Origin of the sequence: Natrinema sp. HArc-T2 (assembly GCF_041821085.1) — an archaeon.
Classification (GTDB): Archaea; Halobacteriota; Halobacteria; order Halobacteriales; family Natrialbaceae; genus Natrinema.
The window spans coordinates 579,132-600,982 of record NZ_JBGUAZ010000002.1; the positions used below are offsets into that span (position 1 = coordinate 579,132).

The 21,851-nt window shown below is 64.1% G+C and carries 20 protein-coding genes; 13 read left to right on the forward strand and 7 right to left on the reverse strand.

Features of this window, described 5'->3' with window-relative positions; all coding sequences use genetic code 11:
- Positions 1–119: 119 nt before the first annotated feature.
- The 4 genes from ACERI1_RS07390 (at position 120) to pheT (ending at position 6,605) form a co-directional block, all read left to right on the forward strand.
- Positions 120–1,700, forward strand: coding sequence for a tryptophan--tRNA ligase (locus tag ACERI1_RS07390; protein WP_373617439.1), 1,581 nt, complete (start codon positions 120–122; stop codon positions 1,698–1,700).
- Positions 1,701–1,834: 134 nt separating this feature from the next.
- The gene (locus tag ACERI1_RS07395; protein WP_373617440.1) at positions 1,835–3,079 is read left to right on the forward strand and encodes a hypothetical protein; all 1,245 of its coding nucleotides are present in this window, start codon (positions 1,835–1,837) and stop codon (positions 3,077–3,079) included.
- Positions 3,080–3,366: 287 nt separating this feature from the next.
- Positions 3,367–4,893 carry a phenylalanine--tRNA ligase subunit alpha gene (locus ACERI1_RS07400; protein WP_373617441.1) on the forward strand — a complete coding sequence of 509 codons (1,527 nt, stop codon included), beginning with the start codon at positions 3,367–3,369 and terminating at the stop codon, positions 4,891–4,893.
- On the forward strand, positions 4,893–6,605 hold the full coding sequence (gene pheT / locus ACERI1_RS07405; RefSeq protein ID WP_373617442.1) for a phenylalanine--tRNA ligase subunit beta: 1,713 nt from the start codon (positions 4,893–4,895) through the stop codon (positions 6,603–6,605). Before ACERI1_RS07400 ends, pheT begins: the two co-directional genes overlap by 1 nt.
- A 219-nt stretch (positions 6,606–6,824) precedes the next feature.
- Here the strand turns inward: pheT and ACERI1_RS07410 are convergent, their stop codons facing one another.
- Complete coding sequence (locus tag ACERI1_RS07410; protein WP_008013187.1) at positions 6,825–7,022, reverse strand: hypothetical protein; 198 nt, start codon at positions 7,020–7,022, stop codon at positions 6,825–6,827.
- Between the two features lie 236 nt (positions 7,023–7,258).
- On the opposite strand from ACERI1_RS07410, the gene ACERI1_RS07415 reads away from it, so the two are divergent.
- Both ACERI1_RS07415 and pheA read left to right on the forward strand, forming a co-directional pair.
- Positions 7,259–7,567: a non-histone chromosomal MC1 family protein gene (locus ACERI1_RS07415; RefSeq protein WP_373617443.1), complete on the forward strand. Its 309-nt coding sequence runs from the start codon at positions 7,259–7,261 to the stop codon at positions 7,565–7,567.
- Between the two features lie 181 nt (positions 7,568–7,748).
- Positions 7,749–8,564 (forward strand): prephenate dehydratase, encoded by an 816-nt coding sequence (gene pheA, locus ACERI1_RS07420; protein ID WP_373617444.1) that lies wholly within the window; start codon positions 7,749–7,751, stop codon positions 8,562–8,564.
- 55 nt (positions 8,565–8,619) lie between these two features.
- On the opposite strand, the gene ACERI1_RS07425 is transcribed toward pheA, so the two are convergent.
- Entirely contained in the window at positions 8,620–8,802 is a 183-nt protein-coding gene (locus ACERI1_RS07425; RefSeq protein WP_373617504.1) for a hypothetical protein, read from the reverse strand.
- Between the two features lie 117 nt (positions 8,803–8,919).
- Between ACERI1_RS07425 and ACERI1_RS07430 the strand changes: the two genes are divergently transcribed.
- The 4 genes from ACERI1_RS07430 (at position 8,920) to ACERI1_RS07445 (ending at position 13,509) form a co-directional block, all read left to right on the forward strand.
- Positions 8,920–9,375: a peroxiredoxin gene (locus tag ACERI1_RS07430; RefSeq protein ID WP_373617445.1), complete on the forward strand. Its 456-nt coding sequence runs from the start codon at positions 8,920–8,922 to the stop codon at positions 9,373–9,375.
- A gap of 58 nt (positions 9,376–9,433) precedes the next feature.
- Complete coding sequence (locus ACERI1_RS07435) at positions 9,434–9,853, forward strand: Hsp20/alpha crystallin family protein (protein ID WP_373617446.1); 420 nt, start codon at positions 9,434–9,436, stop codon at positions 9,851–9,853.
- A gap of 127 nt (positions 9,854–9,980) precedes the next feature.
- On the forward strand, positions 9,981–12,638 hold the full coding sequence (leuS, locus tag ACERI1_RS07440; RefSeq protein WP_373617447.1) for a leucine--tRNA ligase: 2,658 nt from the start codon (positions 9,981–9,983) through the stop codon (positions 12,636–12,638).
- 112 nt (positions 12,639–12,750) lie between these two features.
- Positions 12,751–13,509 carry a YqjF family protein gene (locus ACERI1_RS07445; RefSeq protein WP_373617448.1) on the forward strand — a complete coding sequence of 253 codons (759 nt, stop codon included), beginning with the start codon at positions 12,751–12,753 and terminating at the stop codon, positions 13,507–13,509.
- Between the two features lie 23 nt (positions 13,510–13,532).
- Here the strand turns inward: ACERI1_RS07445 and ACERI1_RS07450 are convergent, their stop codons facing one another.
- From ACERI1_RS07450 to rio1, 5 genes are all read right to left on the reverse strand, one after another.
- On the reverse strand, positions 13,533–14,528 hold the full coding sequence (locus ACERI1_RS07450) for an ornithine cyclodeaminase family protein (RefSeq protein ID WP_373617449.1): 996 nt from the start codon (positions 14,526–14,528) through the stop codon (positions 13,533–13,535).
- 71 nt (positions 14,529–14,599) lie between these two features.
- Positions 14,600–15,367: a class I SAM-dependent methyltransferase gene (locus tag ACERI1_RS07455; RefSeq protein ID WP_373617450.1), complete on the reverse strand. Its 768-nt coding sequence runs from the start codon at positions 15,365–15,367 to the stop codon at positions 14,600–14,602.
- Between the two features lie 453 nt (positions 15,368–15,820).
- Positions 15,821–17,482 carry a thermosome subunit alpha gene (gene thsA / locus ACERI1_RS07460; protein ID WP_373617502.1) on the reverse strand — a complete coding sequence of 554 codons (1,662 nt, stop codon included), beginning with the start codon at positions 17,480–17,482 and terminating at the stop codon, positions 15,821–15,823.
- A gap of 282 nt (positions 17,483–17,764) precedes the next feature.
- Positions 17,765–18,322 (reverse strand): pre-rRNA-processing protein PNO1, encoded by a 558-nt coding sequence (locus ACERI1_RS07465; RefSeq protein ID WP_373617451.1) that lies wholly within the window; start codon positions 18,320–18,322, stop codon positions 17,765–17,767.
- 152 nt (positions 18,323–18,474) lie between these two features.
- Entirely contained in the window at positions 18,475–19,350 is an 876-nt protein-coding gene (rio1, locus tag ACERI1_RS07470; protein WP_373617452.1) for a serine/threonine-protein kinase Rio1, read from the reverse strand.
- Positions 19,351–19,597: 247 nt separating this feature from the next.
- Here rio1 and ACERI1_RS07475 point away from each other — a divergent pair, with 247 nt between their 5' ends.
- The 3 genes from ACERI1_RS07475 to ACERI1_RS07485 all read left to right on the forward strand — a co-directional run bounded on the left by ACERI1_RS07475 (position 19,598) and on the right by ACERI1_RS07485 (position 21,813).
- Positions 19,598–19,975, forward strand: coding sequence for a 2Fe-2S iron-sulfur cluster-binding protein (locus tag ACERI1_RS07475; RefSeq protein WP_373617453.1), 378 nt, complete (start codon positions 19,598–19,600; stop codon positions 19,973–19,975).
- 66 nt (positions 19,976–20,041) lie between these two features.
- The gene (locus ACERI1_RS07480) at positions 20,042–21,442 is read left to right on the forward strand and encodes a selenium-binding protein SBP56-related protein (protein WP_373617454.1); all 1,401 of its coding nucleotides are present in this window, start codon (positions 20,042–20,044) and stop codon (positions 21,440–21,442) included.
- Between the two features lie 8 nt (positions 21,443–21,450).
- Entirely contained in the window at positions 21,451–21,813 is a 363-nt protein-coding gene (locus ACERI1_RS07485; protein WP_373617503.1) for a 2Fe-2S iron-sulfur cluster-binding protein, read from the forward strand.
- The last annotated feature ends 38 nt before the right edge of the window (positions 21,814–21,851 follow it).

Consider the following 21,851-nt stretch of genomic DNA (forward strand, 5'->3'; position numbering starts at 1 on the left):
GCGACCCGCCCTACGGGTGCACCGGCACATCGTGACAGCAGACAGTATGAAACGAGCGTCTGTATCGAACGCGCCCGAAGCCGAAGGCTTTTGCGCGCTGCCGAGCCAAACCCGAGGTAATGACCGGAGACGACCCACTCGAGGAGTCCGAGTCAGGGGAACCGCTGACCGATGGAGGGGCCGCTGGAGCCGATGATGTTGCGCTGGACCCCTGGGGATCCTCGAGCGTCTCCGACTACCGCAAACTCTTCGAGGAGTTCGGCATCGAGGAGTTCGACGAAGTACTCGAGGAAGTACCCAATCCGCACTACCTGATGCGCCGGGGTGTCATCTTCGGCCACCGGGACTATCGCCCAGTCGCTGAGGCGCTACAAAACGACGAGCCCGCAGCCGTCCTCTCGGGCTTTATGCCGACCGGCGACCCCCATATCGGCCACAAGCTGGTCTTCGACGAGATCATCTGGCATCAGCAACAGGGAGCCGACGCCTACGCCCTGATCGCCGACCTCGAGGCCAATTCGGCCCGCGGGATGAGCTGGGACGAGATCGACGAGCACGCGCGCGATTATCTGCTCTCCCTGCTCGCGCTCGGCTTCGACCCCGAGGAGGGCACACTCTACCGCCAGTCGGAAAACCGCGACCTCCAGGATCTGGCGTTCGAACTCGGCGCGGAGGCTAACTTCTCGGAGCTGCAGGCGATCTACGGCTTCGACGGCGAGACCGACGTTTCGCACATGCAATCGGTCGTCACCCAGATGGCCGACATCCTCTATCCGCAACTCGAGGAGCCCAAACCCACGGTTATCCCCGTCGGCCCCGACCAGGACCCCCACGTCCGGCTGGCCCGTGACCTGGCCGAACGGATGCGCTTTTTCAAGGTGAGCGAGGCCTACGCCAGCTTCGAACTCGAGCCCGCCGAGCGGGACCTGGTCGTCGAGTTCTACGAGCGACTCGAGCCTGCCGACTTCGACGACGACATGCTTCGGTGTGTCCACGTCGCCGAGGCGCTCGAGGAGACGCCGCTGTCGGAGCTCGGCGTCGGTGCCGACGTCCTCGATTCGGTGTTGACGAAGCTGAACGAGGCTGGCATGGAGCCGATCCGACCGCGCACGCGCTTTTTCGACCGGCGGGCGACCGACGAGGCGTTCGACGCACTCATCGACGCCGTCGAGGGCGAAAAGCGGGTCTACGAGAACCACGTCGACGCCTTCGAGATCGATCTCGCCGAGGCCGAGGAACTCGCCCGCCAGGTCGAAGTCGACACCGGTGGCTACGGCTTCCAGCCACCGTCGTCGATCTACCACCGCTTCATGACCGGGCTGACCGGCGGGAAGATGTCCTCTTCGATCCCCGCGAGCCACATCTCACTGCTGGACGACCCCGAAGACGGCTACGACAAGGTGAAGGCGGCGACGACTGGGGGCCGCGAGACCGCCGACGAACAGCGCGAGAAAGGCGGGAAGGCCGACGAGTGTCCGGTCTACGAACTCTACGCCTACCTGCTGTCCGGCGACGACGATGAGTTCGCCAAGCGCGTCTACGACGAGTGTGTCGGCGGTGAACGCCTCTGTGGCGACTGCAAGGAACAGGCGGCGCAGTTGATGCGAGAGTTCCTCGAGGAACACCAGGAGAAACGTGACGAAGTCGAGGAGTTGCTCGAGGACGTCGACATCGAACTCGAGTCACCGCGTCGTCGCTGACCGACTCGGAGACTCGCGACGAGTGTCGGCGGCTTGCGGTTGATAACCCGCACTCGTGTGTTTCTGGCAGCGTGTGCGACGACCGGGTGTCTGACGAAAGTATATACGGTCGTCCGTGAAATCCGGAACTATCGATGGCTCGGCCCCTCCACGAGTCAGACGACTTGTTGGTCTCCGCTGACGTCCTCGGCGCGTTCGGCGTCACTCCTGCGGATCTCGATCAGACGCCGGCCAGCGATGACTCTCTCGAGACCGCGCTTGCCGACGCGCTCGCGACGGGTGTCGACCGGACGACGGTGCTTCGCCGGACCATCACCCGGAGCGATCGTGGGCTGTCCTGCCCGGCCCGGTACGCGGCGGCAGCTCTCGAGCGCGAACTCGTCGCCGTTTTCGAGGCGATCGGCTGGTCGTTGTCCGTCACCCACTCCGGCGAGGGACTGACACTCACCGCGGCTGACCGCCACGATCGCCGGCGCGAGACGACGATCACGTATCCCGACACGCCACTTGGGACCGACAACCTTCCTGCCGTCCTGTGGGCGATCAACGACGCCGTCTTCGCGGGAACCGACGCGCGGTTCGTCCTTCTTTCGGCAGGTATCGACCGCTGGCGGGCCGGCCTGATCGACGAAGCCGAACTCGAGCGACTTCGCGATCGCTACGGTTCGCGAATCGAAGCCGTCGAGCAGCCGCTGTGTCCCGAATATGGGTTCGCGGCGTACGTGCCCGATGCAACGGCCAACGACGCGATCGGAGCGACAAACGGCGACCCGTGGCCGCCGTGGGCGCTCGAGCGGGACACTCGTGGGAGGGACACGGCCACTCGAACCGCGGACGACGGCGTCAACTCGCTCATCGACGAAGCGGAGCCGTCGACGGGATCGGATGCGGTGTCGGTGTCCGACGGCTCGAGCGAAATCGACGGCTTCGAACTGCGAGGGACGCCCGCACGCTCGCGACACGGAGACGACGACGAAAACGCAACGGATGACGCGACGCCGACGTGGTCACAACCCTCGAGTCGGAACAGTCGATCGACGGACACCGACGACTTCGGCACGCTCTCGGGGCCCAGCCAGACGACACGCGTCACGAACGACTCGTTCGGGACGGATATCGACTCCGGGTCCGACGACGACCGCTATCGTGCGCTCGGGGCCGCCCTCGACGCCGGTGGCACCGTCTCGGTTCGCGGGCTGCTCGAGGACGACGATTTCCTGCCCGAACTGCCGGCCACCGAATCCGAGGCGGTCCGCATCGAATTTACCGAGGAGTTCGATCCCGCGGCGATCACCGAAGCGACGGCGACTGCCGAGGAAGAAGGGTTCGAGTGGGTCGATTCCGGCTCGCTCGAGACGACGCGCATCTCCGACGGGTAACGCCACTCCGTGATGTGATGATCCGTATCACAATGTTTTAGCCCGCTCGCGAATCATCCCGGATATGGCACTCGAATCCCGCGGGCGTGCCGGTGTCAGTAGCCAGCCACAGCGACCGCACACGGGATTCGGCTTCTTTTTCGCCCGGTGAGCCGGGCCGGTGGATCCGCGAGCGTCCACATCGGACGCACGCGGCGAAACCGACCGTTCGACGCCGCTGCCGGGGAGCCGCCCGGGGCAGTATCGGAACCGCTAACTGACCGACACGCAGCCATCCAAACAAGCGAATGCAACTTCCAGCACAACAGGTCGCGGTCTTAGAGACCGCGAGTGCGGACGAGGCAACGTCCGTCGACGCCCTCGCCGCGGCGACTGATCTCCCCCCCGAGACCGTCACCGGAGCGGTCTTCGAACTCGAGGACGAGGGGCTGGTCGCCGTCAGCGAACGCGTCGACGAAACGATCGCGCTCACCGACGAAGGACGTGAGTACGCCGAGGAGAAACTCCCCGAGGTCCGGCTCTACGAGGCTGCCCTCGAGGCCGGTGCCGACGACGATCCCGTCTCGATGGGACAGGTTATCGGCGCGTCCGGGCTCGAGGGCGGCGCGGTCGATATCGCGCTCTCGAACTACGCGCGCAAGGGTTACGGCATCATCGACAGCGGTGAAATCACCGCGGATCCCGACGCAGAGCCCGATACGGACGCCGAAGCGAACGCGCTTGCGGCACTCGCCGATGTCGACGATGCGCCAGTCGACAGCGTCGCTGTTGACGCGGACACGCTGGATCAACTCGAGCGCCGCGGCCTGCTCGACCGTCACGAGTCGACGGTTCGTGAGGTGACGCTGACCGAACTCGCCGTCACGGAGCTGATGGCGGGGATCGAGACCGCCGAGACGGTCGGCCAGGTCACGCCGGAACTGCTCACCAGCGGCGACTGGGAGAACGTCGAGTTCGCCGAGTACAACGTCGAGGCAGACGCCGAACAGTTCGAAGGTGGCAAGGTTCACATCTTGCGCCAGACCGCCGAGCGCGTCAAGGACGTCCTCGTGGGGATGGGCTTCCAAGAGATGGAAGGCCCCCACGTCGACGCTGACTTCTGGATCAACGACTGCCTGTTCATGCCCCAGGACCATCCCGCACGCACCCACTGGGATCGGTTCGCCCTCGAGCAGCCGACCCACATCGACGAGTTGCCCACGGACCTCGTCGACCGCGTCGAGCGCGCGCACAAGGAGGGCGTCGGCCCGGACGGCGAAGGCTATCACTCGCCGTGGGACGAGGACTTCGCGCGGGCGCTGGCCCTGCGCGGGCACACCACCTCGCTGTCGACGCGATACCTCTCCGGCGAGGAGATCGGCGAACTCGAGCCGCCACAGCGCTATTTCAGCGTCGAGAAAGTGTATCGCAACGACACGCTCGACCCGACCCATCTGCTCGAGTTCTTCCAGATCGAGGGCTGGGTGATGGCCGAAGACCTCTCGGTGCGCGATCTGATGGGCACCTTCGAGGAGTTCTACGCCCAGTTCGGGATCGAGGACATCCAGTTCAAGCCCCACTATAATCCTTACACGGAGCCGAGTTTCGAGCTGTTCGGCACTCACCCGACGACCGGCGAGCTCGTCGAGATTGGTAACTCGGGCATCTTCCGCGAGGAGATGCTCGAGCCGCTGGGTGTCGAGTGTGACGTGATGGCCTGGGGACTGGCCTTAGAACGACTGCTCATGCTGATGTACGGCTTCGAGGACATCCGGGACATCCACGGGACGCTGTGTGATCTGGAACTGCTTCGCGAGACGGAGGTGACCTACTGATGCCTACGGTCGACATTGACCCCGACGAACTGCGCGACCTGACCGGCCACGAGGAGAAAGGCGACGAGGAGCTGAAAGAGGACTTGTTCGGCCTCGGCCTCGAGTTCGAGGGCCGAACCGAAGAGGGAACGTTCGAACTCGAGTTCGCGCCGGACCGGCTCGACCGGCTCTCGGTCGAGGGCGTCGCCCGGTCGCTGCGTTACCAGTACGGCGACGCGCGAGGGGTCCACGTTCCCTCGCCGAACTCGGCGGACTGGACCATTGAAGTGGACGAGTCGGTCCCCGACGAGCGCCCGTACGTCACGGGCGCGGTGATCCGCGACGTGGACCTCGACGAGGAGGCCCTCGAGTCGCTCATCCAGCTCCAGGAGAAACTTCACGCGACGATGGGGCGCAAGCGCGCGAAGGGCGCGATCGGGATTCACGATCTGACGATGCTGAAAGGGACGGCCGCAACCGAAGGCAACCCGACGATCGAGTACGTCGGCGTCGAACCCGACGGCGATCAGTTCGTACCCCTCGATTCCGACGCGGAGATGACGCCCGCGGAGGTGCTCGAGACCCACCAGACGGGCCAGACCTACGCTGATCTCATCAGCGAGTACGAGCGCTACCCCGCGATCTACGACGACATCGGGCTGTTCTCGTTCCCGCCGGTGATCAACGGCCGTCGCACGGAGGTGTCGACGGACTCGCGGGACCTGTTCGTCGAGATGACTGGCACCGACCAGTGGACGATCGACAAGATGCTGAATATCGTCTGCTACGCGCTGTCAGCCCGCGGAGCCACGGTCGAGGAAGTCACCGTCGAATATCCCGACCACGACCTCGTCCGCCCGGACCTCTCGATGAAGACGAAGACGGTCGCCCACGACCGTATCGAAACGATCCTCGGAATCGGGCTCGACCCCGCCGAAGTGATCGATCTGGCCGAGCGATCCGGTCTCGAGGCCGAAAAGGAAGAAAACGAGGATGGGGACCTCGTCTACGAAGTGACGATCCCACCGTATCGCGTCGACGTGCTCCACCCGCTGGACATCATCGACGATCTCGGGCGCGCCTACGGCTTCAACGACCTCGAGCCCCGCTATCCCGACGTGGGGACCGTCGGCGGTCGTCACGAGCGGTCTCGCCTCGAGCGCGCGGCCCGCGAGGGGCTCGTCGGGCTGGGCTTCGAGGACCTCCTGAACTTCCACATGATCAGCGAGGAAGAGAACTACGACCGGCTCGACGTCGAGCCGGGCGCGGACGTCTACGGGGCCGGCGAACCCGCGACGATCAAAGAACCCTACAGCGAGGACTTCACCATGCTGCGGACCTGGGTCATGCCCTCGCTGTTGATGGTCTTAGAGCGCAACACCCATCGCGCGTACCCGCAGGACCTCGCCGAGATCGGCTTCGCCGCCGCAGTCGACGAAGACGAAAACACCGGTGTCACGGAAGGGCGCCGCGTCGGGGCCGTCATCGCCAGTCATGACGCCGGCTACGAGGATGCCAAGGCACGGCTCCAGGCGCTCGCGCGCAACTTCGACGTCGACCTCGAGACACCGCCGACCGACCACCCGACCTTCATTTCGGGTCGAACCGCCGCGGTCGTCATCGATGGCGAGGAGGTCGGCGTGATCGGTGAAGTCCATCCGAAGGTACTCGTCGAACACGACCTCGAGGTACCGGTCTCTGCGTTCGAGTTCGATCTCGAGGCGCTGCGCTGAGAAGACGGCGACTTTCTCGAATTTGGCTCTGATTCTGCAGTAGCGGTCAAGCGTTTGTACCGCGAGCGAACGAAGTGAGCGAGCGGCTCTTTTTGGTCGAGATTTTTGCGCCCAGCGCGGGACCTCCGGTCCCGCGTGCCGTGCGAACGGACGCTTCGCGTCCGTGAGCAGAGAGTGGTTCGCTCGCAGAGCGAACCCGAGGCGTAAAAAGGTCGTTCTTTAGAACTCGTGTTCGACGTCGTCTTCGTCGGCTTTCTGGATGATGATTTTGCCGTCCCGGACTCGGACGAAGACCTCGTCGCCGATATCCATGCCCGCGACTGCGAGTTCATCCTCGTGGAGATTGAGGTGGACGTTGTGATAGTTGCCGTCGTCGTCTTTCGCACCGCTTGGACTCAGCTTCTTTTTCCGTACCATCGCGGGATTCTATTCCGAACTTCGCCGTAGGATGTACTTAAGTGTTTTCGACGCCTGTGCGAATGATCGTCCACGACGTGCTGAGGCGGTAATGACGACACGGCGCCAGTCTCCGACTGGAGATACTGTGAAAGGATGGCATTCGCGCTGTACTTAAACATACCGACGCAGTCGGTCGGTTTTCGGGGATATCTTTATGTCGGGTCGTGTGCTCGTTTGACACGGAGGCGACAATCATGGTACGCGAAGACGGTAAACGAAACTTTGCACTGCGCGAATCGGGCGGTGACGAATCGAGTGTCTTCTCCGGCAATACGCCCCGTCAGGCCGCGCTCAAGGCGGCCCGACGGCTCGAGCCGGGTTCGAGCGAGGAGGAAGCCGACCGCGTCGAGCTCAAACTACGAGAGAAGGGGACGGACAAGGTACACATCTACGAGGGCTGGGCGTGGGAGGAGACGGCGCCGAGCGACAAGCCTGACTGGATGCCCGACGAGATCACGGAAGCGAACGTCTCGAAGAAAGGAATCGATCACTTAGACGAGTAGTCCGTCCGATGGGTTGTTTTCTCTCGTTTGACCAGCCGGTAGCGATGCCGTCGTCCAGCGCGCGTGGCGTGTACCAGCCCTGACAGCCGAACCACGGTCGTCTCGGGGGCGGCTGCGGGAGGTGTCGATCGAACTGGAAGACCCGACGGCCTTTTGACCCGTACTGCACTATCGGCCCGTAATGGCTGCAGTTACGCTGGGACCCGAAGGAACCTATTCACACCGGGCGACGAGCGCGATCGCCGACAACGGCGAGATCGACTTCCGCCAGTCGGTGACGGCGATCGTCGACGCCGTCGCCGCCGGCGAGTACGACCGCGGCGTCATTCCCATCGAAAACAGTATCGAGGGCTCGGTGACCGAAAGCCTCGACGCGATCGCGGAGTACGACGTCGCCGTCGTCCGCGAGATCGTCACCCCGATCCGCCACGCCTTGCTCGCACAGGGTCCGGAGTTCGACACCATCGCCAGTCACTCGCAGGCGCTGGCGCAGTGTCGTTCGTATCTCGAGCGCGAGTATCCCGACGCAACTCTCGAGGCTGTCGCGAGCACGGCCCAGGGCGTTGAGTTCGCCCGCGATGACCCGTCGGTCGCGGGCATTGGTCATCCGGCGAACGCCGACGGCGACGGTCTCGAGGTGCTGGCCGAGGACATCCAGGATCAGGATTCGAACGCGACGCGGTTTTTCGCGCTCGCGCCCGCCGACGAGCGCTCGACCGGCGGCGGCAAGACCTCGCTGGTGGTCTACCCGAACGCGAACTACCCCGGCCTGTTGCTCGAGTTGCTCGAGCCGTTCGCGGATCGAGACATCAATCTGACCCGTGTCGAATCGCGTCCAAGCGGCCAGCGGCTGGGCGATTACGTCTTCCACATCGACTTCGAGGCCGGTCTCTACGAGTCGCGCACCCAGGAAGCGATCGCAGATTTAGAAGAGCTTGCCGAGAACGGCTGGGTCCGGCGGCTCGGCTCGTACGACACCGAACACGTCGTCGAGTAAGCGGGTGGCATCGCGTCGAACGAGCAGCGCGACGCCTCGAGCGGCGGTCAACCGATTATTCTGCGGCGGTGTTGTCGGCAGGACGAACCCAGTCTCGAATGCGATCGGCGTAGGTCATTGCGCCGAGTCCCGCGAGGAACGAGAGGAACGCCGGGACGAGGATCCACAGGAGGTCTGGGTGTTCCGATCCGGTGTGAAGGACGGTGTCGATCATCGGCAGTTCTAGGCGAACCGTCATGCATAATCCGACCGACGTGGGCAGAATTGGCCGTTACCGAACCAGGCCAGTATCGTCTCGGACACCGCCGTATTGGCCGACCACAAACTGTTTTTCGGGCCCCGCGCTACCACGAGTATGCCTCTCGTTCCAGGCGACGACACGCCGACCGTAACCGCACCGAATCAGGACGGCGAGACCGTCAGCCTCGCGTTCGCAGCGCCGACGGTCCTCTATTTCTACCCGAAAGACGACACGCCCGGCTGTACCGTCGAGGCAAACCAGTTCCAGCGTGAGCGCGAGACTTACGCGGACGCTGGCGTCGACGTCTACGGCGTCTCGACCGACGGCGTCGATTCCCACCAGTCCTTTTGCGAGTCGGAAGGCCTCGAGTTCGACCTACTCGCAGATCCCGACGCCGAGCTCGCTGCGGCCTTCGATGTCGAACTTCGGAACGGCAAACCCGCGCGGACGACGTTCCTGCTAGCCGACGGCGAAGTGCAGGCGGTCTACGAGGGCGTCGATCCTGACGGCCACGCACGCGAAGTTCTGCGTGACGCCCTCGAGGACGGCCTCGTGACCCTTCCCGAGTGAGCGTTCTGTCGTCGTTCTGCGGGCAGAATTTATCCCGGTCGGCGACCTACAGATGCGTATGCGACGCAATCCGTTCGACGAAGTAGAGGAACTGCTCGACCGCGTGAGTCAACAGGTCGAAGAGGGGATGGCTGCCGGCGGGCTGCAGGTTCCGGGGACGGTGCCGGTCGATGTCGCCGACCGCGACGAGGAGTACGTCGTCACGGCTGACCTCCCCGGCTACGAGACCGAGGACATCGAGCTGACGCTCTCGGACGGGACGCTGCGCCTCGAGGCCGACCGGATCGACGAGGGCGAGTTCGCCGAGGGGCATTACATTCGCCGCGAACGGACGGAGACCTCGGTGAATCGACGAATTCGACTCCCCGAACCGGTCGACGAGGACGGGGTGGCAGCCGGCTTCGAAAACGGTGTGCTGACGGTTCGGCTGCCGAAGGAGTCGGGTGGCGAGGATTCGAAGCAGATCGACATCGAGTAATCCTCGAGCGAAAAGTCGGCTCCCGTAAACTCGTTTTCGAGGGCGGTACGCGGTGCCGTACAGTGGCCTGACGGGCTAGTGTATGGAAAGGTATAGGGAGATGTCTCACAGAGACGTATATAAGCAAATGAGTGACGAGGGATACGACCACGCGACGGTCGAACGGCGCTGGCAGGAGGCGTGGGACGATGAAGACGTCTACCGGACGCCCGACGACGTCGAGGATCCGACGTACGTCCTGGGGATGTACCCGTATCCGTCCGGCAAGCTCCACATGGGCCACGTCCGCAACTACACGATCACGGACGCGTACGCCCGCTATCGCCGGATGCAAGGCGACGACGTGCTCCATCCGATGGGATGGGACGCCTTCGGTCTCCCCGCGGAGAACGCGGCCAAGGAACGCGACACGAACCCGCGTGACTGGACGTTCGACTGCATCGAGACGATGACCGACCAGATGGAGTCGATGGGCTTTGGCTACGACTGGGAGCGCGAAATCACCACCTGCACGCCGGAGTACTACCAGTGGAACCAGTGGCTCTTCTCCCGGTTCCACGAGGAAGGACTGGTCGAACGACGTGACGCCGAAGTCAACTGGTGTCCCGAGTGTGAGACCGTGCTGGCCGACGAACAGGTCGAAGGCGAGGCCGAACTCTGCTGGCGCTGTGACACCCCCGTCGAACAACGCGAACTCGAGCAGTGGTTCCTGAAGATCACCGAGTACGCGGACGAGCTGTTGGAGGCCATCGACGACTTAGAGGGATGGCCCAACTCGGTGCGCCAGATGCAGCGCAACTGGATCGGTCGCCAGTACGGGACGGAACTGGACTTCGAGATCGAGGGCTACGGTTCGGTCGAGGCCTTCACGACCCGCGTCGACACGATCTACGGCGCGACGTTCTTCGCGCTCGCGCCCGACCACCCGATCAGCGAGGAGCTGGCCGCGGAGAACGACGACGTTCGACACTTCATCGAGCACGAAGCCGACCCCGAGGGCGACGAACCAAACGGCGTCGAGACGGGCCTGACTGCAACCAATCCCGTCACCGGCGACGAGATCCCGGTCTACGTGGCGGACTTCGTCCTCTCGGACGTCGGGACGGGCGCGCTGATGGCCGTGCCCGGCCACGACGAGCGCGACCACGCGTTTGCCGAGAAGATGGGGATCGAGATCAAGCCCGTCATCGCCCCCGAACCCGACGACTGGGACGGCGAGACGGCTCCCGACGCACCCGACGTCAGCGAGGCGGCGTTCACCGACGACGGCGTCCTGATCAACTCCGGCGAGTACAGCGGCCTCGACAGCGAGACGGCCCGCGAGCGACTCACCGAGGACATCGAGAGCGCCGAGGAGGCTACCCAGTACCAGCTGCGCGACTGGGGCATCTCCCGCCAGCGCTACTGGGGGACGCCGATCCCGGTCATCCACTGTGACGACTGTGGCCCCGTCATGGTCCCCGAAGAGGACCTGCCGGTCGAACTGCCGGAGTTCATCAACACGACCGGGAATCCGCTCGACGCCGCCGAGGAGTGGAAGGCGACGACGTGTCCGGACTGTGGCAGTCCGGCGACCCGCGAGACCGACACGATGGACACCTTCGTCGACTCGTCGTGGTACTTCCTGCGATACGTCTCGCCCGGTTCCGAGGAGGTCCCCTTCGACCTCGAGCGGGCCAACGACTGGATGCCCGTCGACCAGTACGTCGGCGGCATCGAACACGCCGTGATGCACCTGCTCTACTCACGATTCTTCACCAAGGTGCTCGCAGACCACGAAGGCCTCGAGCACCGCGAGCCCTTCACCAATCTGCTGGCACAGGGCATGGTCCAGCTCGAGGGCGAGAAGATGTCCAAATCGAAGGGTAACGTCGTCTCGCCCCAGCGGATCGTCGAGGACTACGGTGCGGACACGGCGCGGCTGTTCATGATGCAGGCCGCCCAGCCCGAGCGTGACTTCGACTGGAGCGAGGAAGGTGTGCAGTCGACCTATGCCTTCCTCACCCGACTCGAGGGGATGGTCGAGGACTACGTCGCGGATCAGCCCGACGGCGACGACGATGCGATCGCCAGCTACGTCGACGCGGAGATCGACGCGACGATCGCCATCGCCAGCGGTGAGTACGACGACCTGACGTTCAACAAGGCGTTGCGCGAAACGCAGGATCTGGTGCGGACGCTGCGCCAGTACGCCGACTACACCGAGCCCCACGCCGAGACATACGAGCGTGGGCTGTCTGCCGTCGTCCGACTACTTGCGCCCGTCGCGCCCCACCTCGCTGAAGAGCTATATGATGAACTTGGCGGCGACGGCTTTGTTGCCGAGGCCAACTGGCCGACCGCGAAGATCGACCGTGATCGCGTCGCCAAGCGTCGTCGGCTGGTCGAGAATACCCGCGAGGACATCCGCGACATCGTCGAGGTCGCGGGCATCGACGATCCACAGGGGATCGACGTCGTCATCGCCCCCGACTGGAAGTACGACGCCTTGGAAATCGCCATCGAGAGCGACGCGGACAACTTGATCGGCGAACTGATGCAGCAGTCGCACATCCGCGAGCAGGGCGATGCCGCTGCCGACTACGGGCAGGACCTCCAGGCCGAACGTGAAGCGCTGTCGATGAGCCTCACACCCGAGGAAGAGTACGACGCACTCGAGGCGGCCGCGTGGCTGATCGAACGCGAGTTCGAGGCCCCAGTCAACGTCGTCCAGGCCGACGAGGCAGACGAGAGCGTCCTCAAAAACGCTGAGCCCGGTCGGCCAGCGATCGAAATCGAGAACTGACCGGTCGCACCTACGGTGGCGATATCCGAACCATCCTTGGATCTGACAACAGACTATCTAGTTTATACCCCGGTCCGCTGTAGGTGTGGGACAGCAGTCGCTGGTTCCGAGGATGTCCGAACAACGCACGGTGCCGTTTCGATGGCCGTTCACAGGCGGGTCGGCACTGAACGTCCCACACGTCACTTCGATGACCTGGCGCGATGGGTTGTTCGCTCACTGGCGAGTCGATCCGGAGGCACTTCGACCGCACGTGCCCGGGCAGTTGGCCCTCGAGACGCGGAACGGTCACGCCTGGGTGAGCGTCCTCTCGTTTGTGCTCACGAACGTCGGTCTCCGCGGGTCGCCGCCGATCATGCGGCTGGCGTTTCCAGCACTCACCGTCCGAACCTACGTTCGATATCGGGGCGATCCCGGGCTGTTTTTCTTCAGTATCGATATCGACAGGTCGCTGCTCGCGACGGCCATCGGTCGAGCGATTCGGTTGCCCGTCTCCGACGCGACGATCCAGGTTGGGGCCACCGCGGAGAATCACGTGGTTTTCGCGAGCGACCGGCTGCAGACAGCGCGGACGCGTGATGGCCCCGCCCGGTTTGCCGCGACGTATCGCTCTGATGGTCCTGTCTTTACCGCCGAGCCAGACACGCTCGCATATTGGCTCACCGCCCGGCGTCGCTTCTACGCGCCGACTGGCCGTGGCGTCCTCGTCGGTGAGATCGCCCACGATCCGTGGCCGCTCCAGCCCGCTGCCGTAACGATCCACGAGAACACTCTGTTTGAAGCCAACGGACTCCCGACACCGGTCGGCGACCCGGTCGTCCACTACGCTGACGACCTGTCGATGACTGGCTCCATTCCACGGCGATTGTGAGAGCCACCGGTCAACGGGTTTGGCTACGACTCGCCGACGCCGATCATGTCGAACGGGTGGCCCGCACCGTCTGTCGATGCCTGCTTGTAGACCACGTGTGCGGCCGCTACGTCCTGGATCGCGAGTCCGGTCGAGTCGAAGACCGTGATGCCAGTCTCGTCGGTCCGCCCGTCTTTCGCCCCGACGACCAGTTCGCCGATCTCGCCGTGGATATCCGCATCAGTCAGCACATCCTCGCCGTAGGGGACGTTGATCTCGCCCGAGTGGGTACACTGCTCGTGGTCGTCGATGACGATCCGGGCCGCCTCGAGCACCGCGTCGGCCAGTTCGTGTTTCCCCTCGGCGTCGGCGCCGATGGCGTTGATGTGCGTGTGCTCGCCGACATCCTCGAGGCCCACGATCGGATCCTCGACCGGCGTTACCGTCGAGAGCACGTCGCAGCTCCCGGCCTCCGAAATCGAGCCGCCGCGAACGTCGAACTGGTCGTCGTAGGTCTCGACGAAGTGCTCGACGCGGTCCTCGTCAAGGTCCGAGACGACGACCTCCTCGATCGGTCGGATCTGGCTGATCGCCTCGAGTTGCATATAGGACTGGACGCCGGCCCCGACGAGCCCGAGACTCGAGGCGTCCTCGACGGCCAGATAGTCGGTGGCGACCGCCGCCGCTGCGCCGGTGCGTTTCATCGTGAGTGTCGTCCCGTCCATGATCGCGAGCGGGAACGCGGTCTCCGGGTCGGAGTAGATCATCGTCCCCAGGACGGTCGGCAGGTCGTGGTCCTCGGGGTTGTCGGGGTGGACGTTGACCCATTTGAGTCCTGCGGCGTCCCACTCGCCGGTGTCGAGGTAGGCGGGCATGGACCGGAAGTCGCCGTTATATTGTGGGAGGTCGATATAGGATTTCGCGGGCATCTGCGTATCGCCACGTTCGAAGGCCCCGAAGGCACCCTCGACGGCGTCGATGACATCAGCGAGCAGGGCGTACTCGTCGACGTCGTCACTGTCCAGAAGGAGCGTGTTCATACTCGTGACTATTGTGGGTAAGTACTTATATTTCGTCAGTAGCTACCGACAGCAGGCACCACGACGTATCGTCAGGCAGTCACGTGAAGCAACACGACGCCGGTTCGGTACGACGCGAGCCGTTCGCCGTCGGCCTCGTACTGAAACTCGAACTCCGCCTCGAGGTCGGTCGGTGCGTCCGACAACAACGATCGAATCCGCTGGCGGTCTCCCTCGGGGACGGCCATGCGGTCGAGCCAGGCGTCGACCTCGAGTTCTCGGCTCGTCTCGTGGACCGTTTCGACGGTCAACCCCGTCGCGTCGAGCCAGTCGAGCCACTGTGCTCGGGAGTAGGTCTCGACGTGCCCCGAATCGCGTAATCGCTCGATCCGGTTGACGTAGGCTGCTAACTCGGGATCTGCCGGCACGCAGAGATCCTCGAACGCGAACACGCCTCCAGGTTTGAGGACGCGCTCGACTTCCGCAAGGAAGGCCTCGGGGTCGGGAAAGTGGTGGGCGGCGAACCGACAGGTGACCGCGTCGAACTGGTCCGCGGGAAACGGAAGCCGTTCGGCATCGACCGCCACGCCCTCGAGTCCACGGTACTCCGTCGTCGCCGTCTGGACCATTGCCGGCGAGAGATCGGACGCGACGACCTTCGAGACGCCAGCGTCGGCGAGCGACCCAGCAACGTGGCCCGCACCAGTCGCCACGTCCAGCGCACACGTCGCGTCACCGCACCAGTCGACGAGTTGCTCGAGGTCCGCGCCTTGCTTGAGGACGTTCCCTTCCAGATAGCCGTCCGTCGCGTCGCTGAAGGACGCCGCGACGTCTCGTTTTCTGCCGGTATTATTCGTCACTCCCACCACTTGTAGTGAAAAATATATGATTGTTTCGTGTGGGGTGTTGACTAACGATTAGCTGCTCGAGATTCCGAGAGGTGGGATGTGTGAATTGAATGCAGAAATGACGACGAACCGGCAACGAAAGATGGGCCGACTCGAAATAGGAGGCGGTGTTGCAAGCGGTAGTAGTCCCACCGTGGCCGCTCAGCCTTGGACCCACTGTCGGCGAGCGAGCGGTTCGAAGAACCCGAGCGACGCCGTTCACCGAACGCGTCGCGTTCGGGCCGACGACCGATGTGACGGGTCGCGATGCGACCCGGAACGGAGGGAGGAGTGCTTTTATACTAAATTTTGCCGAGGGCCGCCTTCGGCGGCCCGCAGAGCAAAATTTAGGTTTAGCTCGCGGGTCACTCCGTTCCCCGCTCGCTTTCAGCGTTTCTCACTCACTACGTTCGTTCCGAACCGCTCTTACATCATGCCGCCCATGCCACCGCCCATACCGCCCATGCCGCCCATGCCACCGCCGCCCGGCGGCATCTCGTCTTCCTCATCGTCGTCGTGGGAGACGGCGAGGTCGCCAGCGGCGATGACGTCGTCGATGCGCAACAGCATAACGGCCGCTTCGGTGGCGGATTCGATGGCCTGGGTCTTCACGCGCAGCGGCTCGTAGACGCCTTCGGCGTCCATGTCGATGGTGTCGCCGGTGTAGGCGTCGAGGCCGGCACCGGTGTCGCCACCGTCGTGGGCGCTACGGAGTTCGACCAGCGAGTCGATGGGGTCGAGCCCGGCGTTCTCGGCCAGCGTGCGTGGGATGACCTCGAGCGCGTCCGCGAAGGCTTCGACAGCGAGCTGCTCGCGGCCGCCGACGGAGTCGGCGTAGTCACGCAGGGCGAGCGAGAGGTCGATCTCGGGTGCGCCGCCGCCGGCGAGGACTTTGCCGTCCTCGATGGTGGTGCGCACGACACCGAGGGAGTCCTCGATGGCGCGGTCGATCTCGTCGATGACGTGCTCGGTGCCACCGCGGAGGATGAGGGTGACAGCCTGGGCATCGTCGACATCCTCGACGAAGATGCGCTGGTCGCCAGCGATCTCCTTCTGGGCGACGCTGCCAGCGACGCCGAGGTCCTCGGCGGTCAGGTCGTCGACGCTCGAGACGGGCGTGGCGCCGGTCGCGCGGGCGAGCTGGCTCTGGTCGCTGGACTTGACGCGGCGGACGGCGATGATGTCCTCCTGTGCGAGGTAGTGCTGGGCCATGTCGTCGATGCCGCCGTCGACGAAGACGACGTCGGCACCGGCGTCGGCGACCTGCTCGGCCATCTCGCGGAGCTGCTGTTCTTCCTGCTCGAGGAACTGCTCGAGCTGGTCGGGGTCGGTGACGTTGACTTCGGCGTCGATCTCGGTCTCCTTGATCTCGAGGTCGCCGTTGACGATCGCCACGTTGGCGTCCTCGGCGAAGTACGGCATGTTCTCGGAGACGCGCTCCTTGTCGACGATGACACCCTCGACGAGCTCGGAGTTCTCGATCGAGCCGCCGACGACCTTCTCGACTTTGATGTTGTCCGTGTCGACGCCATCGTCGTCAGCGACCGCGCGAACGGCCTCGACGACGAGTTCCGAGAGGAGGTCTTTGGCGCTTTCGGCACCTTTGCCGGTCATCGCCGTCGCGGCGATCTGCTCGAGCACGTCGGTGTCGTCCTCGTCGACGTCGATGGCGATCTCTTCGAGCGCGTCGATCGCTTCCTCGGCGGCCTCTCGATACCCCTGTGCGAGGGTGGTCGCGTGAATGTCCTGGTCGAGGAGGTCCTCGGCCTGACTGAGGAGCTCGCCGGAGATGACGACGGCACTCGTCGTGCCGTCACCGACCTCTTCTTCCTGTGTCTCGGCGACTTCGACGATCATGTCGGCTGCGGGGTGGTCGATCTCCATCTCCGAGAGCAGGGTGACACCGTCGTTCGTGACGATGACGTTCCCCGAGGAGTCGACGAGCATCTTGTCCATCCCCTTCGGGCCGAGCGTCGTCCGAACCGATTCGGCGACCGCTTTCCCGGCCTGTACGTTCATGGACTGTGCGTCCTCTCCGGAGGTGCGCTGGCTGTCCTCCGAGAGTACGATAAGGGGCTGGTTGCCCATCTGCTGTTGAGCCATAGTCACCCGAAGGATTGATTGTGATTCTATATAACTCTTTTGCTGCCGGTCGAATGGGAACACTCGATCGCCCCCTCGTCTGCCGGTTTCGGATTCCTATGTATCGGGTATTTATACCGCTAATTCTCGAGAACGTACGATTGGTTGACGCGCCGGCAGCGACTCGCGTGGCGGGAGACAAAATCAGGCGGACCGGCAGCGCTCATGCGGTTCGAATCCCATCTCGTGTTCCGTTACAAATCGGAAACGGAGGGCGAGCAGGAGAACTTAGGACTGGCCGCCGGGGAACCGGTGGTACTCCAGCCCCTGGTGTTTCATCTCGTTGTGTTTCTCCTCGAGGAAGGAGTAGACCGCACCGTGGGGGGCCCCATCCAGCAGCATTTCGGCGGCGCTGCGGACGGCGTCGACCTCCTGTGGTGCGCCGATGACGCCGAGCGTCGAGCCGTAGATGACGACGTCGGCACCAGTGAGTTCTTCCATCAGTTCGCGGGTCCGACCACCTTCGCCGATGAGTCGGCCCTTCTTGCGTTTCATGTCGTTTTTGTTGCGTGCGGCGGCGTCGATGTCGACGACGTCGAACAACATCATGTCGTCCTCGAGCAGTCGCAGGGCGTCCTCGGGAGCGAAGCCGCGACCGATGGCGCGGACGATCTCGGGACCTTTGAGTCCGAGCACGGGATCGCCGACGGCTTCGACGGCGACGGAGCCGTTCTCCGAGTCGATGTCGAGTCGCACTTCGGCTTCCGCCTCGATCTCGCGCATCGTCTCGCCTCCTTCGCCAATAAGAACGCCGATGCGGTCCTGCGGAATCTTCACGTGCTGCATACAGTCCGTTACTGGCTGGGTGAGGTTAAGACCTTGGTCCGGCCCCACTGAATGCGTGTGTTGAACCCACGCATTCGGCTGTTTGGGACGACAGCTATGTTTCGTACTCCGGGCGTCCTGTCGGATCTGTCTCTGTTACCGAGCTGCAGCGATCAGTCTCGAGACGGGTCCGGCTCCGGGCTCGTGACGAACTCGAGGAGGTCGTCTTCGGTCACGTCCAGTCCCTGTCGGGAGAAAAACGAGGCGACGTTTCGGCAATCGCGTTCCAAAAAGTCGCGACTGTTGGGGTGGTGGACGGTGACGGCCTGCCCGAGGTCGATGAGCACGAGTTGGCCCTCAGTCTCGTCGAAAACGACGTTGTACTCGCTCAAGTCGCCGTGGATCAGTCCAGCCGAGTAGAGCCGGCGCATGTACTCGCGCATGACCTCGTAAGCGGTCTGGGGGTTCTCGATGTGGACCTCGCCGAGGCGTTTCGCGCGACCGTCCTCGGTGCCGATGTACTCCATGACTAAGACGTTGCGCTCGGTCGCGATCGGTTCGGGCACCCGCACCCCGGCTGCTTTCGCTCGCCGGAGGTTCGCCAGTTCCTTTTTCGTCCACGCGAGGACGACGTCTTTCTTCTGACCGCCCAGTCCTTCGAAGCGGGGATCGCCCTCTAAGTAGTCGCGCATCTGCCGGAAGTTCGAAGCGTTGATCCGGTAGATCTTGACCGCGACTTCGCGATCGTCACCCAATGCGTGATAGACGTTCGCCTCCTTGCCCGTCGAGAGCGGCCCGCCGAAGGCCTCGACGTAGCCGTCTTGGACCAGTTTGTACAGTGCTGCGAACGTCGCATCGTCGAACACAGATTGCTCGACTTTGAACTGGTCGGCGTCTTTGATTCGCTCCTCGAACTGTTCGAACTCCCGGTCGCGCTTGCGGGCGATCCGATCCGCTTCGGTATCTGAGACGTCGATCTCTTCCCACTCGTCGCCCGGGCTGTCGACCTCTTCGAGATCGACCAGTCCGAATTCCGTTCCCTGTCCCATCTATTCGGCTCTACGGGTCGAGCGTGGGTAAATACTGGGACTCGTTCGAAGACCCCGCTGGCGTCGACGACAGTCATACGGACGCCTGTCAGTCAGTGCTGGCGCGACCGCGAGTCTCCCTGCGGTCGCGCCGATAACTCGTGACAGCAGATCGTATCAGGCGACCCCCAGGCACACTTTTTGCGACGTCGGTGGTAGCATCGACTGTGAGTAACTCGACCGAACGCCGCCCTGCGGGGATCGAGCGATGACGAGCCACGACATAACCCTCGAGCGGCTCGACGGCCCGAACCGGACGATCGAGGTTGCCGACGACGAGACGGTCCTCGAGGCGGCCCAGCGGGCGGGCGTCCGGCTGCCGTACGACTGCCGGAAGGGGACCTGCATCACCTGCGTCGGCCGGCTGCTCGCGCTTGAGGACGGAGTGTCCGAATCCGACGCGAGCGGAGCGGAGCAGCCACGCGACACCGACGCGTTCACCTATCGGCGTCCCCCGGCGGCGCTGACCGACCGCGAGCGGACCGACGGCTACGTCCTGTTGTGTATCGCGTCCCCGCGAACCGACTGCCGCATCGAGGTCGGCCCGAGGGTACGTGCCGAAGTCGGCGACAGCCCCTGGTCGTAGCTTCTGTACCTTCCCGTCACGTCCCCTCGGGTCAGATTTATACCCGTGTTTGTGGTTGGCGACGCCATGAGTGATAGTCCCACGCAAGGAAGCGCACAACCGGAGCACGACCACGAGCACCACCACAACCACGAGGGACCTGGGTACGCGACGCCACAGGCCGCGATCGAGGAGGGCGGTCGGGAGAAGCTGGCCTACGTGATGAGCCTCTACGTCGGCACTGACGTCGACGCGCCGGACTTCGTGGCAGTCGTCGACCTCGATCCCGAGTCGGACACGTACTGTGAAATCGTCGACCGCATCGAGATGCCAAACCGCGGTGACGAACTCCACCACTTCGGGTGGAACGCCTGCTCGTCGTCGTGTCACATGGAGGGCCTCGAGCGCCAACACCTGATCGTCCCCGGTCAGCGTTCCTCGCGGCTCCACGTGATCGACGCGGCGGACCGGCGCAATCCCGAACTGGTCGAGGTGATCGAACCCGAGGAGGTCTTCGAGTACGATCTCTCGGCCCCGCACACAGTTCATTGCGTTCCGGACGGACAGATTCTGATCAGCATGCTCGGCGACGCCGACCTTCCCGGCGGCTTCCTCGAGTTGAACGAGGACTTCGAGATCGAGGGCCGGTGGGAGCCTCCGGGCGAGATCGAGATGAACTACGACTACTGGTATCAGCCCCGCCAGAACGTGATGGTCTCGACTGAGTGGGCCGCGCCGAAGACCTACTATCCGGCCTTCGACTTAGAGGACGTCGAGGAGGGCAAGTACGGCCAGAAGATCCACTTCTGGGACTGGGAGGATGGCACCGTCGAACAGACGATCGACCTCGGCGAGGAAGGCCAGATTCCACTCGAGGTACGATTCCTCCATACGCCCGAATCGACGCACGGCTTCGTCGGGACTGCACTCTCGTCGAACATGTTTCACTTCTGGCGCGACGAGGAGGCTGGCGAGTACCGCGCCGAGAAGGCGATCGACTTCGAGGCCCGCGAGCATCCCGACTGGGATATGCCCGTTCCCGGCCTGACGACGGACATCCTGATCTCGCTGGACGATCGCTACCTGTTCGGCTCGAACTGGCTCCACGGCGAGGTCTGGATGTACGACATCTCGGACCCGTCGAACCCACGACGGGCCGACTCGTTGTCGGTCGGCGGCACCTTCGGCGACGTCCGGGAAGTCCAGGGACGGGAAATCGTCGCTGGTCCGCAGATGCTGCAACTCTCGCTGGACGGCGAGCGACTCTACTGGACCACCTCGCTGTTCTCCTCGTGGGACGACCAGTTCTACCCCGAGGAGGCCGAACGTGGCTCGGTAATGTTGAAAGCCGATGTCGATCCCCGAACGGGCACCCTCGAGCTCGACGAAGACTTCCTCGTCGACTGGGGCGAATGCCCGGCGGGTCCAGCCCGCGCCCACGAGATCCGCTGGCCCGACGGCGACTGCACGAGCGACGTCTGGCAGTGACCGGGCCGATGGACCGTCACGAGATTCGTCTCGAGTGGCCTACCGGTCGGACGCGGACGCTCGCGGTCCGCGAAGACGAGACGGTTCTCGAGGCGGCCGGACGCGATGGGATCGGACTGCCCTATGGCTGTCGAACCGGTGCCTGTGGGACCTGTGCCGGTCGGCTGCTCGAGGCCACCGGACACGAGTCAGACGACCGCACTCTCGACGTCGACGACGCGTTCGCGTATCGCCGGTGCCAGCGAGCACTGAAGGACCGACACCGGGCGGACGGCTACGTCCTGCTGTGTGTCGCCGAGCCGCGGGCCGACTGCCGACTCGCCGTCGGCCCGAGCGTGCACACCGAACTGGTCGAGAACCCGTGGAAGTAACCCGCTAGACTGTCTCGAGACGATCGCTGGCGGCTCGG

What these genes read in the sequence shown, in the direction of transcription:
- ACERI1_RS07475 (WP_373617453.1), top strand. Translation starts at nt 19,598, where the DNA reads ATGACGAGCCACGACATAACCCTCGAGCGGCTCGACGGCCCGAACCGG.
- ACERI1_RS07445 (WP_373617448.1), top strand. Translation starts at nt 12,751, where the DNA reads ATGTCCGAACAACGCACGGTGCCGTTTCGATGGCCGTTCACAGGCGGG.
- ACERI1_RS07395 (WP_373617440.1), top strand. Translation starts at nt 1,835, where the DNA reads ATGGCTCGGCCCCTCCACGAGTCAGACGACTTGTTGGTCTCCGCTGAC.
- ACERI1_RS07410 (WP_008013187.1), bottom strand. Translation starts at nt 7,022, where the DNA reads ATGGTACGGAAAAAGAAGCTGAGTCCAAGCGGTGCGAAAGACGACGAC.
- ACERI1_RS07390 (WP_373617439.1), top strand. Translation starts at nt 120, where the DNA reads ATGACCGGAGACGACCCACTCGAGGAGTCCGAGTCAGGGGAACCGCTG.
- pheA (WP_373617444.1), top strand. Translation starts at nt 7,749, where the DNA reads ATGGCTGCAGTTACGCTGGGACCCGAAGGAACCTATTCACACCGGGCG.
- leuS (WP_373617447.1), top strand. Translation starts at nt 9,981, where the DNA reads ATGAGTGACGAGGGATACGACCACGCGACGGTCGAACGGCGCTGGCAG.
- ACERI1_RS07415 (WP_373617443.1), top strand. Translation starts at nt 7,259, where the DNA reads ATGGTACGCGAAGACGGTAAACGAAACTTTGCACTGCGCGAATCGGGC.
- ACERI1_RS07435 (WP_373617446.1), top strand. Translation starts at nt 9,434, where the DNA reads ATGCGACGCAATCCGTTCGACGAAGTAGAGGAACTGCTCGACCGCGTG.
- ACERI1_RS07450 (WP_373617449.1), bottom strand. Translation starts at nt 14,528, where the DNA reads ATGAACACGCTCCTTCTGGACAGTGACGACGTCGACGAGTACGCCCTG.
- thsA (WP_373617502.1), bottom strand. Translation starts at nt 17,482, where the DNA reads ATGGGCAACCAGCCCCTTATCGTACTCTCGGAGGACAGCCAGCGCACC.
- ACERI1_RS07480 (WP_373617454.1), top strand. Translation starts at nt 20,042, where the DNA reads ATGAGTGATAGTCCCACGCAAGGAAGCGCACAACCGGAGCACGACCAC.
- ACERI1_RS07465 (WP_373617451.1), bottom strand. Translation starts at nt 18,322, where the DNA reads ATGCAGCACGTGAAGATTCCGCAGGACCGCATCGGCGTTCTTATTGGC.
- ACERI1_RS07400 (WP_373617441.1), top strand. Translation starts at nt 3,367, where the DNA reads ATGCAACTTCCAGCACAACAGGTCGCGGTCTTAGAGACCGCGAGTGCG.
- ACERI1_RS07485 (WP_373617503.1), top strand. Translation starts at nt 21,451, where the DNA reads ATGGACCGTCACGAGATTCGTCTCGAGTGGCCTACCGGTCGGACGCGG.
- pheT (WP_373617442.1), top strand. Translation starts at nt 4,893, where the DNA reads ATGCCTACGGTCGACATTGACCCCGACGAACTGCGCGACCTGACCGGC.
- rio1 (WP_373617452.1), bottom strand. Translation starts at nt 19,350, where the DNA reads ATGGGACAGGGAACGGAATTCGGACTGGTCGATCTCGAAGAGGTCGAC.
- ACERI1_RS07430 (WP_373617445.1), top strand. Translation starts at nt 8,920, where the DNA reads ATGCCTCTCGTTCCAGGCGACGACACGCCGACCGTAACCGCACCGAAT.
- ACERI1_RS07425 (WP_373617504.1), bottom strand. Translation starts at nt 8,802, where the DNA reads ATGACGGTTCGCCTAGAACTGCCGATGATCGACACCGTCCTTCACACC.